This window comes from Marinobacter sp. Hex_13 (assembly GCF_001566815.1).
Taxonomy (GTDB): Bacteria; Pseudomonadota; Gammaproteobacteria; order Pseudomonadales; family Oleiphilaceae; genus Marinobacter; species Marinobacter salarius.
In genome coordinates this window covers 25090-41589 of record NZ_LSMM01000053.1, presented here as the reverse complement: position 1 = coordinate 41589, position 16500 = coordinate 25090, and the positions used below count along the sequence as shown (strand labels likewise).

At 59.0% G+C, this 16500-nt stretch carries 15 protein-coding genes; 3 read left to right on the top strand and 12 right to left on the bottom strand.

The window, feature by feature from the left end; all coding sequences use genetic code 11:
- The 3 genes from AXW11_RS13865 to rpsU all read right to left on the bottom strand — a co-directional run.
- Positions 1-667 (bottom strand): RNA polymerase sigma factor region1.1 domain-containing protein (locus AXW11_RS13865; RefSeq protein ID WP_286792388.1); only part of this gene is annotated, 667 nt, incomplete at its 3' end.
- Positions 668-848: 181 nt separating this feature from the next.
- A complete protein-coding gene (gene dnaG / locus AXW11_RS13860) occupies positions 849-2582 on the bottom strand; it encodes a DNA primase (RefSeq protein ID WP_007153484.1) in 1734 nt (577 codons plus the stop codon).
- Positions 2583-2734: 152 nt separating this feature from the next.
- Complete coding sequence (rpsU, locus tag AXW11_RS13855; protein WP_007153483.1) at positions 2735-2950, bottom strand: 30S ribosomal protein S21; 216 nt, start codon at positions 2948-2950, stop codon at positions 2735-2737.
- Between the two features lie 239 nt (positions 2951-3189).
- On the opposite strand from rpsU, the gene tsaD reads away from it, so the two are divergent.
- Positions 3190-4245: a tRNA (adenosine(37)-N6)-threonylcarbamoyltransferase complex transferase subunit TsaD gene (gene tsaD / locus AXW11_RS13850; RefSeq protein WP_091642281.1), complete on the top strand. Its 1056-nt coding sequence runs from the start codon at positions 3190-3192 to the stop codon at positions 4243-4245.
- Here the strand turns inward: tsaD and plsY are convergent.
- Positions 4242-4835, bottom strand: a complete 594-nt coding sequence (plsY, locus tag AXW11_RS13845; RefSeq protein WP_091642284.1) for a glycerol-3-phosphate 1-O-acyltransferase PlsY — start codon at positions 4833-4835, stop codon at positions 4242-4244. The two genes, tsaD and plsY, sit on opposite strands and share 4 nt — an antisense overlap.
- A gap of 159 nt (positions 4836-4994) precedes the next feature.
- On the opposite strand from plsY, the gene folB reads away from it, so the two are divergent.
- Together folB and folK (AXW11_RS13835) are read left to right on the top strand one after the other, a co-directional pair.
- On the top strand, positions 4995-5351 hold the full coding sequence (folB, locus tag AXW11_RS13840; protein WP_091642287.1) for a dihydroneopterin aldolase: 357 nt from the start codon (positions 4995-4997) through the stop codon (positions 5349-5351).
- Positions 5351-5869 (top strand): 2-amino-4-hydroxy-6-hydroxymethyldihydropteridine diphosphokinase, encoded by a 519-nt coding sequence (folK, locus tag AXW11_RS13835; protein WP_091642290.1) that lies wholly within the window; start codon positions 5351-5353, stop codon positions 5867-5869. The genes folB and folK (AXW11_RS13835) overlap by 1 nt, the downstream gene beginning before the upstream one ends.
- A 9-nt stretch (positions 5870-5878) precedes the next feature.
- Here the strand turns inward: folK (AXW11_RS13835) and pgi are convergent, their stop codons facing one another.
- The 8 genes from pgi to AXW11_RS13795 all read right to left on the bottom strand — a co-directional run bounded on the left by pgi (position 5879) and on the right by AXW11_RS13795 (position 16483).
- Positions 5879-7543, bottom strand: coding sequence for a glucose-6-phosphate isomerase (pgi, locus tag AXW11_RS13830; protein WP_091642293.1), 1665 nt, complete (start codon positions 7541-7543; stop codon positions 5879-5881).
- Positions 7544-7574: 31 nt separating this feature from the next.
- On the bottom strand, positions 7575-8423 hold the full coding sequence (gene panC / locus AXW11_RS13825; RefSeq protein WP_091642296.1) for a pantoate--beta-alanine ligase: 849 nt from the start codon (positions 8421-8423) through the stop codon (positions 7575-7577).
- Positions 8420-9214 carry a 3-methyl-2-oxobutanoate hydroxymethyltransferase gene (gene panB / locus AXW11_RS13820; RefSeq protein ID WP_007153476.1) on the bottom strand — a complete coding sequence of 265 codons (795 nt, stop codon included), beginning with the start codon at positions 9212-9214 and terminating at the stop codon, positions 8420-8422. The genes panC and panB overlap by 4 nt, the downstream gene beginning before the upstream one ends.
- A 118-nt stretch (positions 9215-9332) precedes the next feature.
- Entirely contained in the window at positions 9333-9848 is a 516-nt protein-coding gene (gene folK / locus AXW11_RS13815) for a 2-amino-4-hydroxy-6-hydroxymethyldihydropteridine diphosphokinase (protein ID WP_007153475.1), read from the bottom strand.
- A 3-nt stretch (positions 9849-9851) separates the two neighbouring features.
- Positions 9852-11195, bottom strand: a complete 1344-nt coding sequence (gene pcnB, locus AXW11_RS13810; protein ID WP_091642298.1) for a polynucleotide adenylyltransferase PcnB — start codon at positions 11193-11195, stop codon at positions 9852-9854.
- Between the two features lie 744 nt (positions 11196-11939).
- Entirely contained in the window at positions 11940-13349 is a 1410-nt protein-coding gene (locus tag AXW11_RS13805) for a sigma-54-dependent transcriptional regulator (RefSeq protein WP_041332653.1), read from the bottom strand.
- A 7-nt stretch (positions 13350-13356) separates the two neighbouring features.
- Positions 13357-16317: an ATP-binding protein gene (locus AXW11_RS13800; RefSeq protein ID WP_085681660.1), complete on the bottom strand. Its 2961-nt coding sequence runs from the start codon at positions 16315-16317 to the stop codon at positions 13357-13359.
- Positions 16307-16483 (bottom strand): hypothetical protein, encoded by a 177-nt coding sequence (locus AXW11_RS13795; RefSeq protein ID WP_007153470.1) that lies wholly within the window; start codon positions 16481-16483, stop codon positions 16307-16309. The genes AXW11_RS13800 and AXW11_RS13795 overlap by 11 nt, the downstream gene beginning before the upstream one ends.
- Positions 16484-16500 lie beyond the last annotated feature (17 nt).

Here is a 16500-nt window from a genome sequence, read left to right as displayed (position 1 = left end):
GCAGCTCAAAACGCAGACGGGTCTCTTCCGGATCCGGACCGCTTTCGGTTTCTTCTTCGCTGTCGTCATCGTCATCATCATCGTCGGAAGAATCGTCTGAGGTGCTTGACGTATCCGGGGTTGTGTCTTCCTCCATGAACGGCTCGGCGCCATCAGGATCGAGGAAACCGGAGACGATGTCGCTGAGGCGGCCTTCGTTCTCGATGATGCGGTCGTAGGCCTGGATAACTGTGCCGGTGATGCCGGGGAAGTGGGCCACGGCAGCCATGACATCGCGGATACCTTCCTCGATGCGCTTGGCAATGACGATTTCGCCTTCGCGGGTCAGTAGCTCCACGGTGCCCATTTCGCGCATGTACATGCGGACGGGGTCGGTGGTGCGGCCGGCGTCGGATTCTACGGCAGCGAGTGCGGCGGCGGCTTCGGCGGCCGCTGCTTCGTCAGCGGTGGAGTCACCGTCGGTCATCAGCAGCGTGTCCGCGTCCGGTGCCACTTCAGACACCTGGATGCCCATGTCGTTGATCATGCGAATGATGTCTTCGACCTGGTCCGGGTCAGCAATGTCTTCCGGGAGGTGGTCGTTTACCTCGGCGTAAGTCAGGTAACCTTGTTCCTTGCCTCGTGCAATGAGGTCTTTAAGACGTGATTTCTGCGAATTGCCTGACATAGACACCCTGTGAACTCGCTGGTAAAAGGAAAAAAGTGAAACAGCCATTATAGCTGTCGCTCGGTTGCTCTGCCACCGGATGGTTAGATGGTGATCAACACTCCAAGTTTCAAGTGCAGTGCCGTTTTCGGCGGCAGTTATTGCGTTTTTTGGCCCGCCGGCTCTCGTTTTCTGGCGCTGGTCAGTCGTCGTTCTGTCCGGTCAGTGCCTTCAGTTCCTGCCGCTCTTCGGCGCTAAGGTCTGCCAGGCTACGTTTTTCCGATAGCAGAGACGTCAGCCGCTGCTTGCGCGCCACTTCCCGGTTCGGATTCAGCATTTCCCTGGCGCCAGCCAGGGTCTGCTCCCGTGCGGGGATGTGCTCAATGCCATCGAACAGGTTGTAAAACTGTTCCCTGGCGCGGTTATCCGTTGCCAGCTCACGGACAAGGGAGCGCCGGTCTTTGATGGCGCGTTCCAGAATCCAGCCGGCGAACTGGCCTGCCTGCCGGTATTGGCGGCTGCTACGGCAGAGTTCAGCAATTTCGCTGGCCATGTCCGGTGCTTCCAGCAGGGCCAGGCAAAGCTGGGTATCCTTGCTGAGTTTTACGTCGATCCGTTGTTCCTGCACCCGGCGCTCGCCGTAGCCGCCCTTGCCGTTTGGCTGGCGGCGGTTCTGCCAGTCACCCCGGTTGTTGCCACACAGTCGCAGCATCTCATGCCACATGGCATCCCTGAGGGTGCTCCTGGGCATTTTCTTCAGCAGCGGTTCTACCCGTGCCTTCAGCTCACCCCGGTCTTCCGGCAGCGTCAGGTCCAAGCCTTCGCTCTGTCGGTTGAACAGGTAGCGAGACAGGGGCGTCGCGCCGTTGATGCGTTCCTGGAACGCGTCGGGGCCTTCCTTGCGCACCAGCGTGTCCGGGTCTTCACCGTCCGGCATCATCAGGAACTGCAGATGAAGGCCGTCGGTCAGCAATTCCAGCGCATTTTCCAAGGCCTTGTCGGCCGCCCGATAACCGGCCTGGTCGCCATCAAAACAGAACACCAGGTGCCGTACCTGCTTCAGCAGTGCCGACAGGCTGTCCTGGTTTGTGGCTGTGCCCAGTGTGGCCACGGCAAAGTGGATGCCATTCTGCGCGAGCGCAATGACATCCATGTAGCCTTCCACCACCAGCAGCCTGTCGAGTTGGCGGATCGACTGTTTGGCTTCATAAAGGCCGTAGATTTCGCGGCTCTTATGGAACACATCAGACTCCGGAGAGTTGATGTACTTGGCCTTGTCATCACCCAGTGTGCGCCCGCCGAACGCAATGGTCCGTCCGCGGCTGTTGCGGATCGGGAACATCACCCGGTTGCGAAACAGGTCCCTGGGCCGCCCGTAGCGGTCGGACACGGTGCCGGTTTCAACCAATGGACCCTGCAGATCCCTGCTGGCACTGTCGAACAAGGCAGTGCCGGTACCAGGGGCGTAGCCCAACTGGTATTGTTCAATGATGCTGTCGTCCAGGCCCCTCTGTTTGAGGTAGTCCCGGGCGAATTCGCCCTGCTGGCCCTTCAGGGCTGACTGATAGAAGCGGCTGGCGTAATCCAGGGCGTCCGTCAGTGTTCGCGCCTGCTGCATTTCCTGGCGCGCGCTCTGGTCGTAGGGCACTTCCATACCGGCTCGGCGGGCCAGTTCCTCGACCGCATCAGTAAAGCCCAGGCCGTCGAATTCGCGGACAAAACTGATGGCATCGCCATGGGCGCCACAGCCAAAGCAGTGGTAAAAGCCCTTATCCGGCCGAACGTTGAAAGACGGCGTCTTCTCATCGTGGAAGGGGCAGCGGGCCTTGTAGTTGCCGCCGGCCTTTTTCAGGGTGATACGTGATCCGATCAGCTCTGCCAGGTCTACCCGGTCGAGCAGGTCTTCAACAAAGCGTTGCGGGATCAGTCCACTCATGATGTCTCCGGTCGCGCGGAAAGTGCCGGGCCTGGAAGTACAGCCAAAAATGCCGCCGAAGCCAGGCCTCGGCGGCATTTTGGTATCGCTCTGTGCAACCTGTGGCTATACAGGCGATTATAGGCTTGCAGTCAAGCGGCGTCCGGTAAAGCTTAGTACAGACGCTCGAACTTGCGCTGTTCCCGCTGAAGCTTCTTGAGATGACGCTTGACGGCTGCAGCTGCCTTACGCTTGCGCACGGCTGTCGGCTTCTCGTAGTGCTCACGGCGACGTACTTCCGACAGAACGCCTGCTTTTTCGCAGGAGCGCTTGAAGCGACGAAGGGCTACGTCAAACGGTTCATTCTCTTTCACTTTAACAGCTGGCATTCGAAAATCACCTACCTGATTGATTCGGTTTCAGTTTTGTCTGATCGACCTGTCTGTCAAATCGACTCGATACCTGGTCAGATTGGCTAAAACTCGACCAGTGCGTATTTAAGGCCGGCAATGATAGCGCCTGCCCATGGCCAAGGTCAATGTTTGTTCGATGAAACTGACGGAGGGTTTCGGGTTTCTGCTAAAATGCCTCGTTTACGTTTACCTGCCCGGAGTTGTGGCCCTTACTTATGCTGATTCTCGGTATTGAAACCTCCTGTGATGAAACCGGCGTTGCCCTCTATGACAGCGAGCGTGGGCTGCTCGCGCATGCGTTGTTCAGCCAGATTGATATGCATGCAGACTACGGTGGTGTGGTGCCGGAGCTGGCCTCACGCGACCATGTCCGCAAATTGCTGCCGTTGTGTGACCAAGTGCTTGCCGATGCTGGCCGGGTTCGCGCTGATATCGAAGGCATTGCCTACACCGCCGGCCCCGGGCTGGTGGGTGCGCTGATGGTTGGTGGCTCCGTGGCCCATGCCCTGGGGTTTGCCCTGGGTGTTCCCGTGCTGGGGGTGCATCACATGGAGGGCCACTTGTTGGCGCCGATGCTGGAGGACAATCCTCCGGCGTTTCCCTTCGTTGCCTTGCTGGTCTCCGGTGGCCATACCCAGTTGGTTCTGGTGAAGGGTATTGGCGAATATGAAATGCTGGGTGAGTCGGTGGACGATGCCGCCGGTGAAGCCTTTGACAAAACCGCCAAGATGCTAGGGCTGGATTATCCTGGCGGACCGAGGGTGGCTGCGCTGGCAGAGAAGGGCGCGCCGGGGTGCTATCGGTTCCCGCGCCCGATGACCGACCGGCCGGGGCTGGATTTCAGCTTCAGTGGCCTGAAGACGTTTACCCTCAATACGGTAACTGCCGCAGAACGTGCCGGGGGGCTGGATGATCAGACCCGCGCCGATATTGCCTTGGCCTTCGAGGCAGCGGTGGTGGATACACTGACCATCAAATGTCGCCGTGCCCTGGAGCAGACAGGTTGCAAGCGTTTGGTGATTGCCGGTGGCGTTAGCGCCAATAAGCGGTTGCGTGCCGGGCTTGAGAAAATGACAGAGAAACTTCGTGCCGCCGTGTTCTACGCCCGCCCCGAGTTCTGCACGGACAATGGCGCCATGATTGCCTACGCGGGTTGTCAGCGCATGAACGCAGGCCAGCAGGATGGCGATCGGATTGTGGCGGTGCCGCGCTGGCCGATGAACACACTGCCACCGGTTGGCGAGCCACGGACGAACGGGTTGGTGGACTAGAAGCCCGGTTCCCGGCCCTGGGCCATACGGATCAGGTTGTTGCGGTGACGTACCACAATCAGGATGGCCAGCAGGCCGAACAGCGGCAAGGTGTCGGGTTCGATCAGCGCACTGATGATGGGGCCGCTGACAATGGCTACAATCGAGGCGAGCGCCGAGATCTTCCAGCGCCACATCACTAGGGCCCAGATGGCGGCCAGTAGAAGAGTGGTTGCTGGCGCTAGCGCAAGCCCCGCGCCCAGTGCCGTCGCCACGCCTTTTCCACCCTTGAACCGATAAAACAACGGAATCATATGCCCGGTCACCGCGCACAGCGCCACCATGGCCTGGGAAAGAATGGTCAGGTCTGCCTGGTGGGCAAGCCATACCGGAAGCCAGCCCTTGGCGGCATCCAGGAACAACGTCAGTGCTGCCGGCGGCCATCCGCCGGTGCGGTAGACGTTAGTGGCGCCGGGATTTCCGGAACCCTGGGCGCGTGGGTCCGGCAGGTGCCAGGCGCGGCAGACCGGCAGTGCAAACAGCATCGAGCCCGCCAGGTAGGCCAGGGCGCACAGTAGAACGGTCAGTACCGGGTCACTTAGATAGCTCATCGGTGGCGATCATTGGCAAAGTGAAAAAGACGCAAAGACGCGTACTGGTCATTTGTGAGAAAATGCCGGCCCCGCGACGAAGCAGGTCAGATTTTACACAGTATCCGCTGCCTGCGCGTTATTCAATCAGCAAAGAGTGTAAGCCCGGGAGTGCCTCTGTTGACAGATAGTGTACTGATCGAAGGTCTGGCCGTTGAGGCAATCATCGGCGTGTACGACTGGGAGCGTGAAGTCAGTCAGCGACTGTTGGTAGACCTGGAGATGGCTTGGGATAACAGGACTCCAGCGGCCTCGGATGATGTCGGTGACGCCCTGAACTACGCTTTGGTCAGCGAGCGGGTCTCAGGCTACCTTGTCGAGGCTCGCCCGCAATTGCTGGAAACCGCTGCAGAAGGCATTGCAGGTTTGCTGCAGAGCGAGTTCAACGTGCGCTGGGTCAAGTTGACCCTTCGTAAGCCCGGCGCTGTTCCGGCTGCAGTGGCCGTGGGTGTAAAGATTGAACGGGGGAGCCGCTGATGGCGCGGGTGTATATCAGTATCGGTAGTAACATTGACCGCGAGCACTATGTCACAGCGGCGCTGGATGCACTGGCTGGCTGGTTTGACGAACCGCTTATCTCATCTGTCTACGAGAGCGAGTCCGTCGGTTTTGATGGCTCGCCCTTCTACAATCTGGTGGTGGGCGTCGATACCGACCTGAGCGTGGCCGAGCTGTCGGCCCGCTTCAAGCAACTTGAGGCGGACAATGGTCGACGGCGGGATGTGCCAAAGTTCAGCCCCCGAACACTGGACCTGGATATTCTCACCTACGATCTCGAGGTGGGCCGGGTCGATGGTGTCGAGCTGCCTCGGGGCGAGATTCTGAAAAACGCCTTTGTGCTGTTGCCGCTGGCGGAGATTGCGCCGACCGCCGTTCATCCGGTTTGCGGTGAGTGCTACCAGACACTGTGGCAGGCCTATGACCGTGATCAGAAGCTGTGGCCGGTGGACTTTACCTGGCACGGACGGCGCATCTCGCACGCCTCCTCCCTCTAACTCTGGCTTTTATGATCCGTGATGCGAGCGGTATAGCTGGATCAGGCTGGCCGTTGAACTGTCGATGACCTCGCTGCCTTCAGCAGCATCGCCGGTCAAGCGGTCCAGTATGCCTTTGCCCATCTGTTTTCCCAGCTCCACACCCCACTGATCGAACGAATCCACATCCCAGATAATGCCCTGAACAAACGTGCGGTGTTCATAGAGCGCGATCAGCGCGCCGACGGTTTCCGGCGTCGACTTATCCATTAGCAGGGTGTTGCTGGGTTTGTTGCCTGGAATCACCTTGTGGGGGGCCAGTTTGTCGATCTCCTCATCGCTCATGCCCTCGGCCTTCAGTTCCGCCTTGGCCTCGTCCAGCGTCTTGCCGGACATCAGCGCCCGTGACTGGCTCAGGCAGTTGGCAAACAGGGTGACGTGGTGACTGGCGACCGGATTGTGAGTCTCGAGAGGAATAATGAAATCCGCCGGGATCAGGCGCGTGCCCTGATGCAAAAGCTGGTGGAAAGCGTGTTGGCCGTTGGCACCCACGCCGCCCCAGATCACCGGGCCGCTTTGGTAGGTTAGCGGCTCACCGCCCTGGGTCACGCTCTTGCCGTTACTTTCCATGTCCAGTTGTTGCAGGTGCGCGGGCAGGCTGCGGAGGTAATGGTCGTAGGGCAGGATGGTGTAGGTTTCCGCGCCCCAGAAGTTGTTGTACCAGAGCCCCAGCATGGCCATGACCACAGGCAGGTTCTGCTCCAGTGGCGCGGTATGGAAATGTTGGTCCATGGCGTTGGCGCCGGAGAGCAGGGCACGGAAATTCTCCATGCCGATGGTCAGTGCCACGGGCAGGCCGATGGCGGACCACAGTGAGTAGCGTCCGCCCACCCAGTCCCACATCGGGAAGATGTTGTCTTCGGAGATGCCGAAGTTAACGGCTTCCGGGGTATTGGCAGTAACCGCCACGAAGTGCTTTGCGATCTGGTCTTCGCTACCGCCATTGTTCAGGAACCAGTTCCGGGCCACTATGCTGTTCTCCAGGGTTTCCTGGGTACGGAAGGATTTCGACTGGATCAGGAACAGGGTGGTTTCCGGGTTAACCCGGCGCAGTACCTCGGCCATCTGGGTGCCGTCGATATTGGCGACGTAGTGGCCCTTCAACTGGCCGTGCCAGTAAGGGCGTAGAGCTTCCGATACCAGTTTGGGGCCGAGGAAGGAGCCGCCAATGCCAATGCTGACCACATCCGTAAAGGCTTTGCCGGTATGCCCTTGCCAGCGTTTGCTAAGCACGTCGTCTACGAACTGCTCCATGCGATTCAGCGTGCGTTCCACTTCCGGCGCGATGTCCATGCCGTCAACGTGGATGGGAGCGCCGCTGGTGTCCCGCAGGGCGATGTGCAGCGCCGGGCGCTTTTCAGTGACATTGATGTGGTCGCCACGAAACATGGCTTCGATCCGCTCCGGTACACCGCATTCCCTGGCCAATGCCATCAGCTTTGCCAGGGTGTCATCGGTCATGCGGTTGCGGGAGTAATCCAGCGACAGGCCACCGCCGCGAACGAAAAAACGGCTGGCTCTGTCCGGGTCGCTGCTGAAAAGTTCCCTCATGTGAGTGCTTTTCAGTTCCGCCTGATGTGTCTTCAGTGCCTGCCACTCGGGCCGGCTGTTGAGTGGTACAGAGCCCTGGGACATTATGGAATCCTTTCGGTCAGTGGGTGTCGGATCAGCGGGTGATCGACAGGTTGTCGATCAGTCGTGTGGTGCCCAGAAACGCTGCCACCAGCAGTGTCAGTTCGGTATCGTCGGCGCTGGCCGGTTTCAGGGTCAGGCTGTTGGCGATGTTGAAATAATCCGGGCGTAGTCCCGCTTTGCTGAGGACATTGTTGGCCTCTTGGGACAGCACTGTGAAATCGGTCCGGCCTTCTTGAATCTGTTCTGCGGTGTTTTTGAGTGTCTGATAGACAGCCGGTGCAATGGTGCGCTCGGCCTCGGTGAGGAATCCGTTGCGGGAGCTTTTTGCCAAGCCGTCTTCTTCGCGAACGGTCGGGCTGCCGATGACTTCCACCGGTATCATCAGATCCTGGGTCAGTTTGCGAATGACAGCCAACTGTTGGTAATCCTTCTCGCCAAACACTGCGATATCCGGCTGAACCATATTGAACAGCATGGTGACGACCGTGGCTACACCCTCAAAGTGTCCGGGCCGGCTGGCGCCGCAATGACCCTCACTGACTTCCGGAACCGTAATGCGGGTGTGCCGGGCCAGTCCCTCGGGGTAGATTTCTTCGTTGGAAGGGGCGAACACCAGGGTGCTGCCGGCCGCCTCAAGCCGCTCCTGATCTTCAATCAGTGTGCGGGGGTAGGTGTCCAGGTCTTCCGTGGCGCCAAACTGCATCGGGTTCACGAAAATACTGGTTACAACAATATCGGCCGCTTCACGGGCCTTTCTGACCAGTGAAATATGCCCTTCATGCAGGTTGCCCATGGTGGGAACCAGTCCGATACGTTTCCCTTGCTGGCGATAGCTGCGCAGCATGGCACGGAGTTCTTTGAGCGTATGTACGGTTCTCATGCCTTGAACGTATGCTCCTCGGCGGGGAATGAGCGGTCGCGAACAGCGGCCACATAGGCTTCGATGGCACCTTTGATGGAGCCGGACTCCGCCAGGAAGTCCTTCACAAAGCGCGGTTTGCGGCCGGTAACCATGCCCAGCATATCATGGACAACCAATACCTGGCCGTCAGTGTCTGCGCCGGCGCCAATGCCGATCACCGGTGCTTGCACGGCCTGGGTGATCCTGGCTGCCAACGGTGCAGGTACGCATTCCAGCAGGATCGCATCGGCGCCCGCAGCCACCAACTCACTGGCGTGTTCAATCATCAGCTCGGCGTGCTTTTCGTCCCGGCCCTGGACCTTGTAGCCGCCAAACTTGTTGACGAACTGCGGAGTCAGGCCCAGATGGGCGCATACCGGCACGCCGCGTTCGCTCAGGGCGTGAATGGTGTCTTTCATCCAGTCGGTGCCTTCCAGCTTGACCATGTGGGCGCCGGCGCGCATCAGCTCGGCGGCGTTCTCCAAGGCGGCTTCGGTAGTGCCATAGGTCATGAAGGGCATGTCGGCCATGATCAACGAGCCCCGATTACCCTTGGCCACAGAGGATACGTGGTACACCATCTGGTCCATGGTCACGGGAAGTGTGCTGTCGTGCCCCTGAAGCACCATGCCGAGAGAATCGCCAATCAGGATGACATCAACGCCGGCCTCACTGACGATTTGAGCAAAGGTGGCATCGTAGGATGTCAGAACGGAGAAAGCTTCGCCCTTCTGCTTGTAATCGCGCAGAGTATTGATGGTAACAGCCATAGAATCCTTGCCTTGTGGGTGGATGGGCCAGACCGGGCCGGGTGTATGCCGGCATCCAGGCCATTAGGGTAATCCGGGGGTGTGTTTGTGGCAATAGCCGCACGCCAAGCCGTTGGTCTCAAGCGGGCGGGAAAGGTGTCCGTTCCACTGGATTGAGTTTTTGTAGGTGGTTGTCGGGGCATTGTTGTCGCAGTTGTGCAACGGTACGGCCGTCCGGCAGTGCCAGCCCGGGCTCCAGGTCCAATAATGGCTGCAAGACAAAATCGCGATTGGCAAGCTCGGCGTGGGGTACGTTCAGGCGTTCGCTGGCGATGGTTTCATGGCCATAGAGGAGCAGGTCCAGGTCCAGGGTTCTCGGCCCCCAGTGCTGTATGCGTTTGCGGCCATGAGCCTGTTCAATGGTCTGTAGCTGGTCCAGAAGTTCCAGGGGGGAGAGTTCCGTGCGTAACCAGGCCGCGCCGTTTACGAAGTCTGGCTGTTCCTGCGGGCCCACCGGCTTGCTGCGATAAAAAGGGGACTGGGCCACCAGTTCAGTTTTCGGCAGCGCAGCCAGCCGGGCTACGGCACCGGCCAGTTGCGCGGAAGGGTCGGCCTGGTTGCTGCCGAGCCCGATAAAAACATCCGTGGCCGTCATCGGTCAGGCCTTTTTCGCGGGCTTCTTGCGGCGGCGTTTCTTGGGGCCGTCACTGCCCAGTTGTGTCAACATGCGTTCCTGGCCGCGCTCGTCCGTTTCCTGGAACTCTGTCCACCACTGGCCCAGCCCGGGTTCGATTTCGCCGGAAGCTTCCCGCACCAGCAGGAAGTCATAGGCGGCCCGGAAGCGGGGGTGGGACATGGTGGCGAAGGCGCGCTTGCCCTGGCGACGGGGCAGGCGCATCTGTAATTCCCAGATTTCCTTCATAGGGCCGGAGAAGCGCTTGGGGATCGAGGTTGCCTGAACCTGTCGGCCGATCACCTTGGCGATGGCCATATGCAATGCCGGTTGTACCGGCTCGCCATTATCCTGGCGTTTCCGCCATTCCGCCTGCAGGGCCGGCCAGAGCATGGCGGCAAACAGGAAGTAGGGTGTTACCGACTTGCCCTGGGCGATGCGGGCATCGGTATTGCGAAGGGCCTTGCGGATCAGTTCATCCGGCTCGCCATTGTTGATGGCCTGTACCGTCTCCGGGAACAAAGGCGCCAGCAGGTTGTATTCGCTGAGCAGGTCGTAAGTGGCTTCACCATAGCCGGCGGAGAACAGCTTGAGCACCTCCTCGAACAGGCGAGCTGGCGGAATGTGCGTGAGCAGTGGTGCCAGTTCCCGGATCGGGGCTTCGGTGTCGGGTTCGATATCGAAGCCCAGCTTGGCGGCGAAGCGTACGGCGCGGAGCATACGTACCGGGTCTTCCCGGTAGCGGGTTTCCGGGTCACCAATCAGGCGCATCTGACGGTTTTCCAGGTCTTCAATGCCGTTTGCGAAATCCACCACGGTGAAGTCGCGGATGCAGTAATAGAGGGCATTCACGGTGAAGTCCCTGCGCAAGGCGTCTTCTTCCAGATTGCCGTAGACGTTATCCCGCAGCAGCAGGCCATGCTCGCTGGTTCTGCGGTCATCGTCGTCGTCATCTTCCTGCGCTTCTGCCGCATTTCCGCGAAAGGTTGTGACCTCAATGACTTCCCGGCCGAACAGGACGTGAACAATGCGGAAGCGCCGGCCAATCAGCCTGGAGTTGCGGAACAGGTCATGCACCTCTTCCGGCGTGGCGTTGGTGGCGATATCAAAATCCTTGGGTTTGCCGCCAAGCAGTATGTCTCGAACACCGCCGCCTACCAGATACGCTTCGTAACCGGCATTGTTCAGCCGGCTGAGCACTTTCTTGGCGGGCTCGCTGATGAATGAGCGGGAGACGTTATGCTGGTCCCGGGGTATATCCTGACGTTGATAGGTTCGGGCTTTTTTCTTCCCGTTTCCTGACACGTATGACAATAGTCGTTTAAGCATTGAATTCCGTTATTGCGCTGAGCAAAAGCGAGAGTTTAACGGTTTGGGCGGGATTTGCACACGTTTGGCGACATAAGCTGGTGAAAACAACCAAAGGAAGGGCGTAAATGGTCGGTTTGAAAAATGGTTGGGCCAGATAATCAAAAGGCGGATTCGTTTACACGAACCCGCCCTGAAAGCGTTGACGATCTGCATTGTTTTTGTTTTTACCGGGATTTTTCTTCGTTTTTCTACCCCACTGTCAATCCCCAAGCTTAGGGATTCCAGGAGTGCAAACGGAAAGCTTTGAATACACAGAGCAGTCAGAGACATCGGGCAAGTCATTGGGTAAATGCAGTGCCGCCTGGAAGACGATTCTTCTCTACATCTACAACTCGCACGTGCCGTGGGACCACTAAAAAGCAAAGTACCCAAAACACTCAGTTCGCTCACGTTCTGTTTTTGTTTTTGTTACCGAACGTCTTCTACAGCTTTTTGTTCTTGTTGTTGGCGCTGCGTTGTCACTGTTGTTTTTGTTGTTGTGCGCCCTATAGACTGCAGTCCGTGTGCCAGTTTTTTAAAACTGTTTATTAACAGTAAGTTAGTGTTATCGGTCTATTTGAGAAGGTGGATCGTAAGACTTAAGTGTTACTGAGGTCGCGTTTTTTAGATCTGGGGTGTTACCGTCAGGAACACTGGGTAACAACTGAGCTCAGGTTCACACTTTCCCGGTAACAACGCTTGCTGAGGCGTACCGGAAAAGTATCAGTTCCCCGAACTTTTCTTTCGTGGTATGCCCAGGCGTTGCCGCCGCTCCCACAGAGATTTACGGCTGATCCCCAACTTTTGGGCCAGCTCGGTTTCACTCATACGATCCTGGTTTTCCAGCACAAAGTGTTGGAAGTAATCTTCAAGGGAGAGGTCACTGGTGGCCTCGGCTTCCCGGGAGGGCGCCTGCTCGTTGTTGCCGTCCACCAGGGTTTCGGGGATGTTGACGTCGCCGCCTTCGCCGTCCAGATCCAGCAGGGACGGGGTGATCAGGTCGCTGTCACAGAGGATGGTGGCGCGCTCGATGGCGTTTTCCAGCTCCCTGACGTTGCCGGGCCAGCGGTGTCGTTCCAGCGCACGCATGGCCTCTGGTGTCAGGTTCAGGCCGGGTTTACTCATCTTTTCGCCCTGGCGTTGCAGGAATCGCTGGGCCAGGCCAAGAATATCCGACTGCCTTTCCCGCAGCGGCGGTATGCGAACCTGCATGACGTTCAGTCGGTAAAACAAGTCTTCGCGGAACCCACCGGTTCGTGTCATGGCCTTCAGGTTACGATGGGTGGCTGCAATCATGCGCACGTCCACCTGGCGGCTCTGGGTGGAGCCCACCTTGCGAATCTCGCCTTCCTGCAACACCCGCAGCAGACGGGCCTGAGCCTCAGCGGGCAATTCGCCGATTTCGTCCAGAAACAGGCTGCCGCCGTCGGCTGCTTCGATCAGGCCGGTCCGGGCCGATACCGCCCCGGTAAACGACCCCTTTTCATGGCCGAACAGTTCCGACTCGATCAGGCTTTCCGGAATCGCGGCGCAGTTTACGGAAATAAGAGGTCTGGCGGCCCGGGGGCTCATCAGGTGAAGCGCGCGAGCAGCCAGCTCCTTGCCGGTTCCGGATTCGCCCTGGATCAGCACTGTGGTCTCCGTCGGCGCCACTTTGCGTATCAGGGTGAACACCTTCTGCATGGCATCGCAGTGGCCAAACATGATGCTGGCCGGGTCGCTGTCCGGTGCAGCTGCATCTGCCTGATTCGATGATGACTGGGTATTAGAGGAAGAAATCTGCGGCTTTCTGGCGAGAATGCCCTCGACCGCTTCCAGCATTTCATCGTGATCGAAGGGTTTGGCAATGTACTCCACGGCGCCCATTTTCATGGAGTCCACGGCGGAGCGGAGGCTGGCATAGCTGGTCATGATTAGCACCGGAGTGTCCGGTGCGCGCCGTATCAGTTCCGTTCCGGCTGCGCCGGGCAGTCGAAGGTCGGAGATGATCAGGTCAAATTCGCCGGGGTCGTGGTTGTCTTCGGCTTCTTCAACAGAGCCAGCATCGGCAACCTCGTAACCGGCGTGCTGAAGCAGCTTGCGAACCGCTGAACGGATGATCTCTTCGTCTTCTACAATCAGAATGCGAGGCATAACGCGTTTACGACCCTTCGTTCTGGCTGATGGTGGTACCGGTGTCCGGCTCGTAGGCCGGCAACCTCATGCGCACACAGGTGCCGCGGCTAGTGTCAGCATCAGCCGGGCTGTCCACTTGAATGTTGCCGTAATGCTCTTCAATGATGCTGTACACCAGCGACAGGCCCAGGCCCGTTCCTTTATTGGGGGCCTTGGTGGTGTAAAAAGGCTCGAAGATATGGTCCAGCTGGTCTTTCGGTATGCCGGAGCCGTCATCGGTGACCTCGATAATAGCGGAGTAGCCATCACGGTTTCCACTGATACGCACTTCTCCACCGATGGGTGAGGCGTCCCGGGCATTGGCCAGCAGGTTGATAAACACCTGCACCAGCCGTTGTTCATCCCCCAGGATGGTCAGCTCATTCGGACATTCGTTGCGGTAGTGAATGCCCATGCCCTTGTCACTGAGGGATAGCAGGTTGATGGACTCGTCCACACAACGGTGTATGTCCACCGGTTCGTAGCGGTTGGCGTGGGCATGGTTTCCGGTGCGGGCAAAGTTCATCAGCGACTGCAGGATGGTGGAGATCCGCCGGGTCTGCTGTTGGATCTGATCCGCGGTGGACAGAATGTCCGGGTCGTCGGTTTCCAGCTTCAGGTTCTGGGCCAGGGAGGAGATACCGGTGACCGGATTGCCAATTTCGTGGGCGACACCGGCCGCGAGCCGGCCGACGGAGGCCAGGCGCTCGCTGTGCATCAGTTCGTCTTCCAGCAGGCGGGTTTCCGTCTGATCTTCCACCAGGATAATGCTGCCGCCCTCGGTGTGATCGGGGCCGCTCAAGGTTGCTTTGTGCAGGTTAAGCCAGTGGGGGCGGCCTTTCAGATCCAGGCGGTGCTTGTACCGGTGCAGGTCCTCACCGCTGTTGAAATCGTCCAGCAGCAGGTGCCAGTGCTCGGGCAGGGCCATCAGTCGGGCACCCACCACATCGTCGGCTGTAATGCCGGTGAGAGCTTCCATGGCGTTGTTCCACATGAGTATTTCGCCGTCTTCGCCAACAGAGCAAGCGGGAATCGGAAGGTTCTGAAGGGTCTGGCGATAGTGGCGGCGCAGGTTGTCCAGTTCCCCGGCGAGCCCGGTCAGGCGATTCTGGTAATCCCCGAGGGCCCGTTCGACATAGCGTATATCCTGTGCGGTGCCGCCGCTGGCCATGGGTTTATAGCCCAGGTGCCGTTTAACCAGATCACGAGCGACAGCGGGGCCCAGCAATCCCGAAAGGTTTACCTCCACTCGGTCGCGTAAGCGCCGAAGTTGGTAGGGCCGGTATTCCACGTTGGGCAGCTTGAGCTGGGTAAGGGCTTTTTCCACTTCCCGTCTTGCAACCCCCAACCCTAATGGAACCGCAAGCTGGCGGGTGAAGTCCGCAGACGAGGTTGCCAGTAACTCTCTGCGCTGGGGGCGGGAAAGCGCGCCCAGAGAACATGCCTGGGCAGCCCCGGCTTCTTCGGCGGAGCTCGTACTCAGTACTGAAATGAGGGTGAATATGGTGACATTCACCGTCAGGCTAACGAAGGTGAAGATGTGCCAGTTGCTGTAGTCCGGTACCAGCGGGGCACCGATGAAATCCAGCAGGTTGGCGGTATGGGAGAAGGGCAACACCAGGGTAATCACCCAAATGACCAGGCCGGAGACCAGCCCGGCGATCAGGCCACGGCGATTGCCTTCTGGCCAGTAGATCACACCAAGGGCGCCGGGGAGTAGCTGGAGCATGCCTGATAGTGAAATGGCGCCGAGGATCGACAGGTCCAGGTTTTTGCCCAGGGTTTCATGGAACAGCAGCGCAGCGAAGATGATGGCCGCGATAAGCAGGCGCTTGACCCATTTCAGCCAGTGGTAGATGTCACCGTGGTCCTTGGGGGTTCGTAGTGGAAGAACCGCATGGTTCAGCACCATGCCCGCCAGAGCCAGGGTGCTGACGATCATCAGGCCGCTGGCGGCGGACAGGCCGGCAATGTACATCATCAATGTTAGGGCCGGACTGCCTAGGGCCTGGGCGGTGCCGATGGCGTAGAAGTTCGGTCCCGTGGTGGCAGCCAACGCCTGGCCGCCCCAGAGAATCAGTGGAATCGGCAGGCCGAGCAGCAGCAGGTAGAGGGGCAATCCCCAACTGGCCTTTGCCAGTGCTTTGGGCGACGGGTTTTCACTGAAGGTCATGTGGTACATGTGGGGCAGTACCAGGGCACCGGCGAAGGACATCAGCATCAAGGCGCGCCAACTGCCGTCATCGATGCTCATGGTCATGGTGCTAACCGGAGTGCTCTGGTCCGCCAGCCAGGTTTCCAGTCCCGCCATTCCATCGAACACGCCAAACAGGATGACTCCGCCAAGGATCAGCAGTGAGAAGAGTTTCACCAGGGAGTCGAAGGCAATGGCCAGTACCAGGCCCTGGTGGTTCTCGGAACCCTGGCTGCGACGCGTGCCGAACAGCATGGCAAACAAAACCACGATAATGCTGAAAAGCACACTGATGAGTTGGGGGGATGTGTCTGGCGCCAACAGGCTGGCAGACGTGGATACCGCCTGGATCTGCATGCTCAGCAAGGCCAGTATGGCGGTGCCGGAACAGATGGTTACCAGCGTGCCCGCCCACTGGCTTCGATACCGGTAGGCGAACAGGTCGGCAAGGGAGGTGAGCTGGTAGGCGCGGCCAATCCGCATCACCGGGTTGAGCAGAACCGGTGCCAGCAGAAAGGCGCCGCTGATGCCCAGGTAGTAGGCCAGGAAGCCAAACCCCGATTCAGCAGCCATGCCCACCGCGGCGTACACGGCCCAGATGCCGGCGTAGACGCCAAGGCTAAGCGTGTAGACCAGAGGGTGCCTGATCCAGCTGCGGGGCAGCGCGCCTTTTTCGGTCACCCACGCAATGCCGAAAAGCAGGACCAGATACAACAGGCTGGCCAGTAATAGGCTGGGAGCGCTAAAACTCATTGGGATCCCGTCGCCACTCCAGCCAGAAGCCGATGGCAATCAGGCCGGCCCAGATTACGTAGGGGCTGTACCAGGCATTCCCTGGCGACGTCCACCAGTCAAGAATGTTGGGAGAGAATATGTAGATGGCCAGAACCAGAAGGAAGACCAGACGGTAGATATACATCAGGCATGATATCCGCA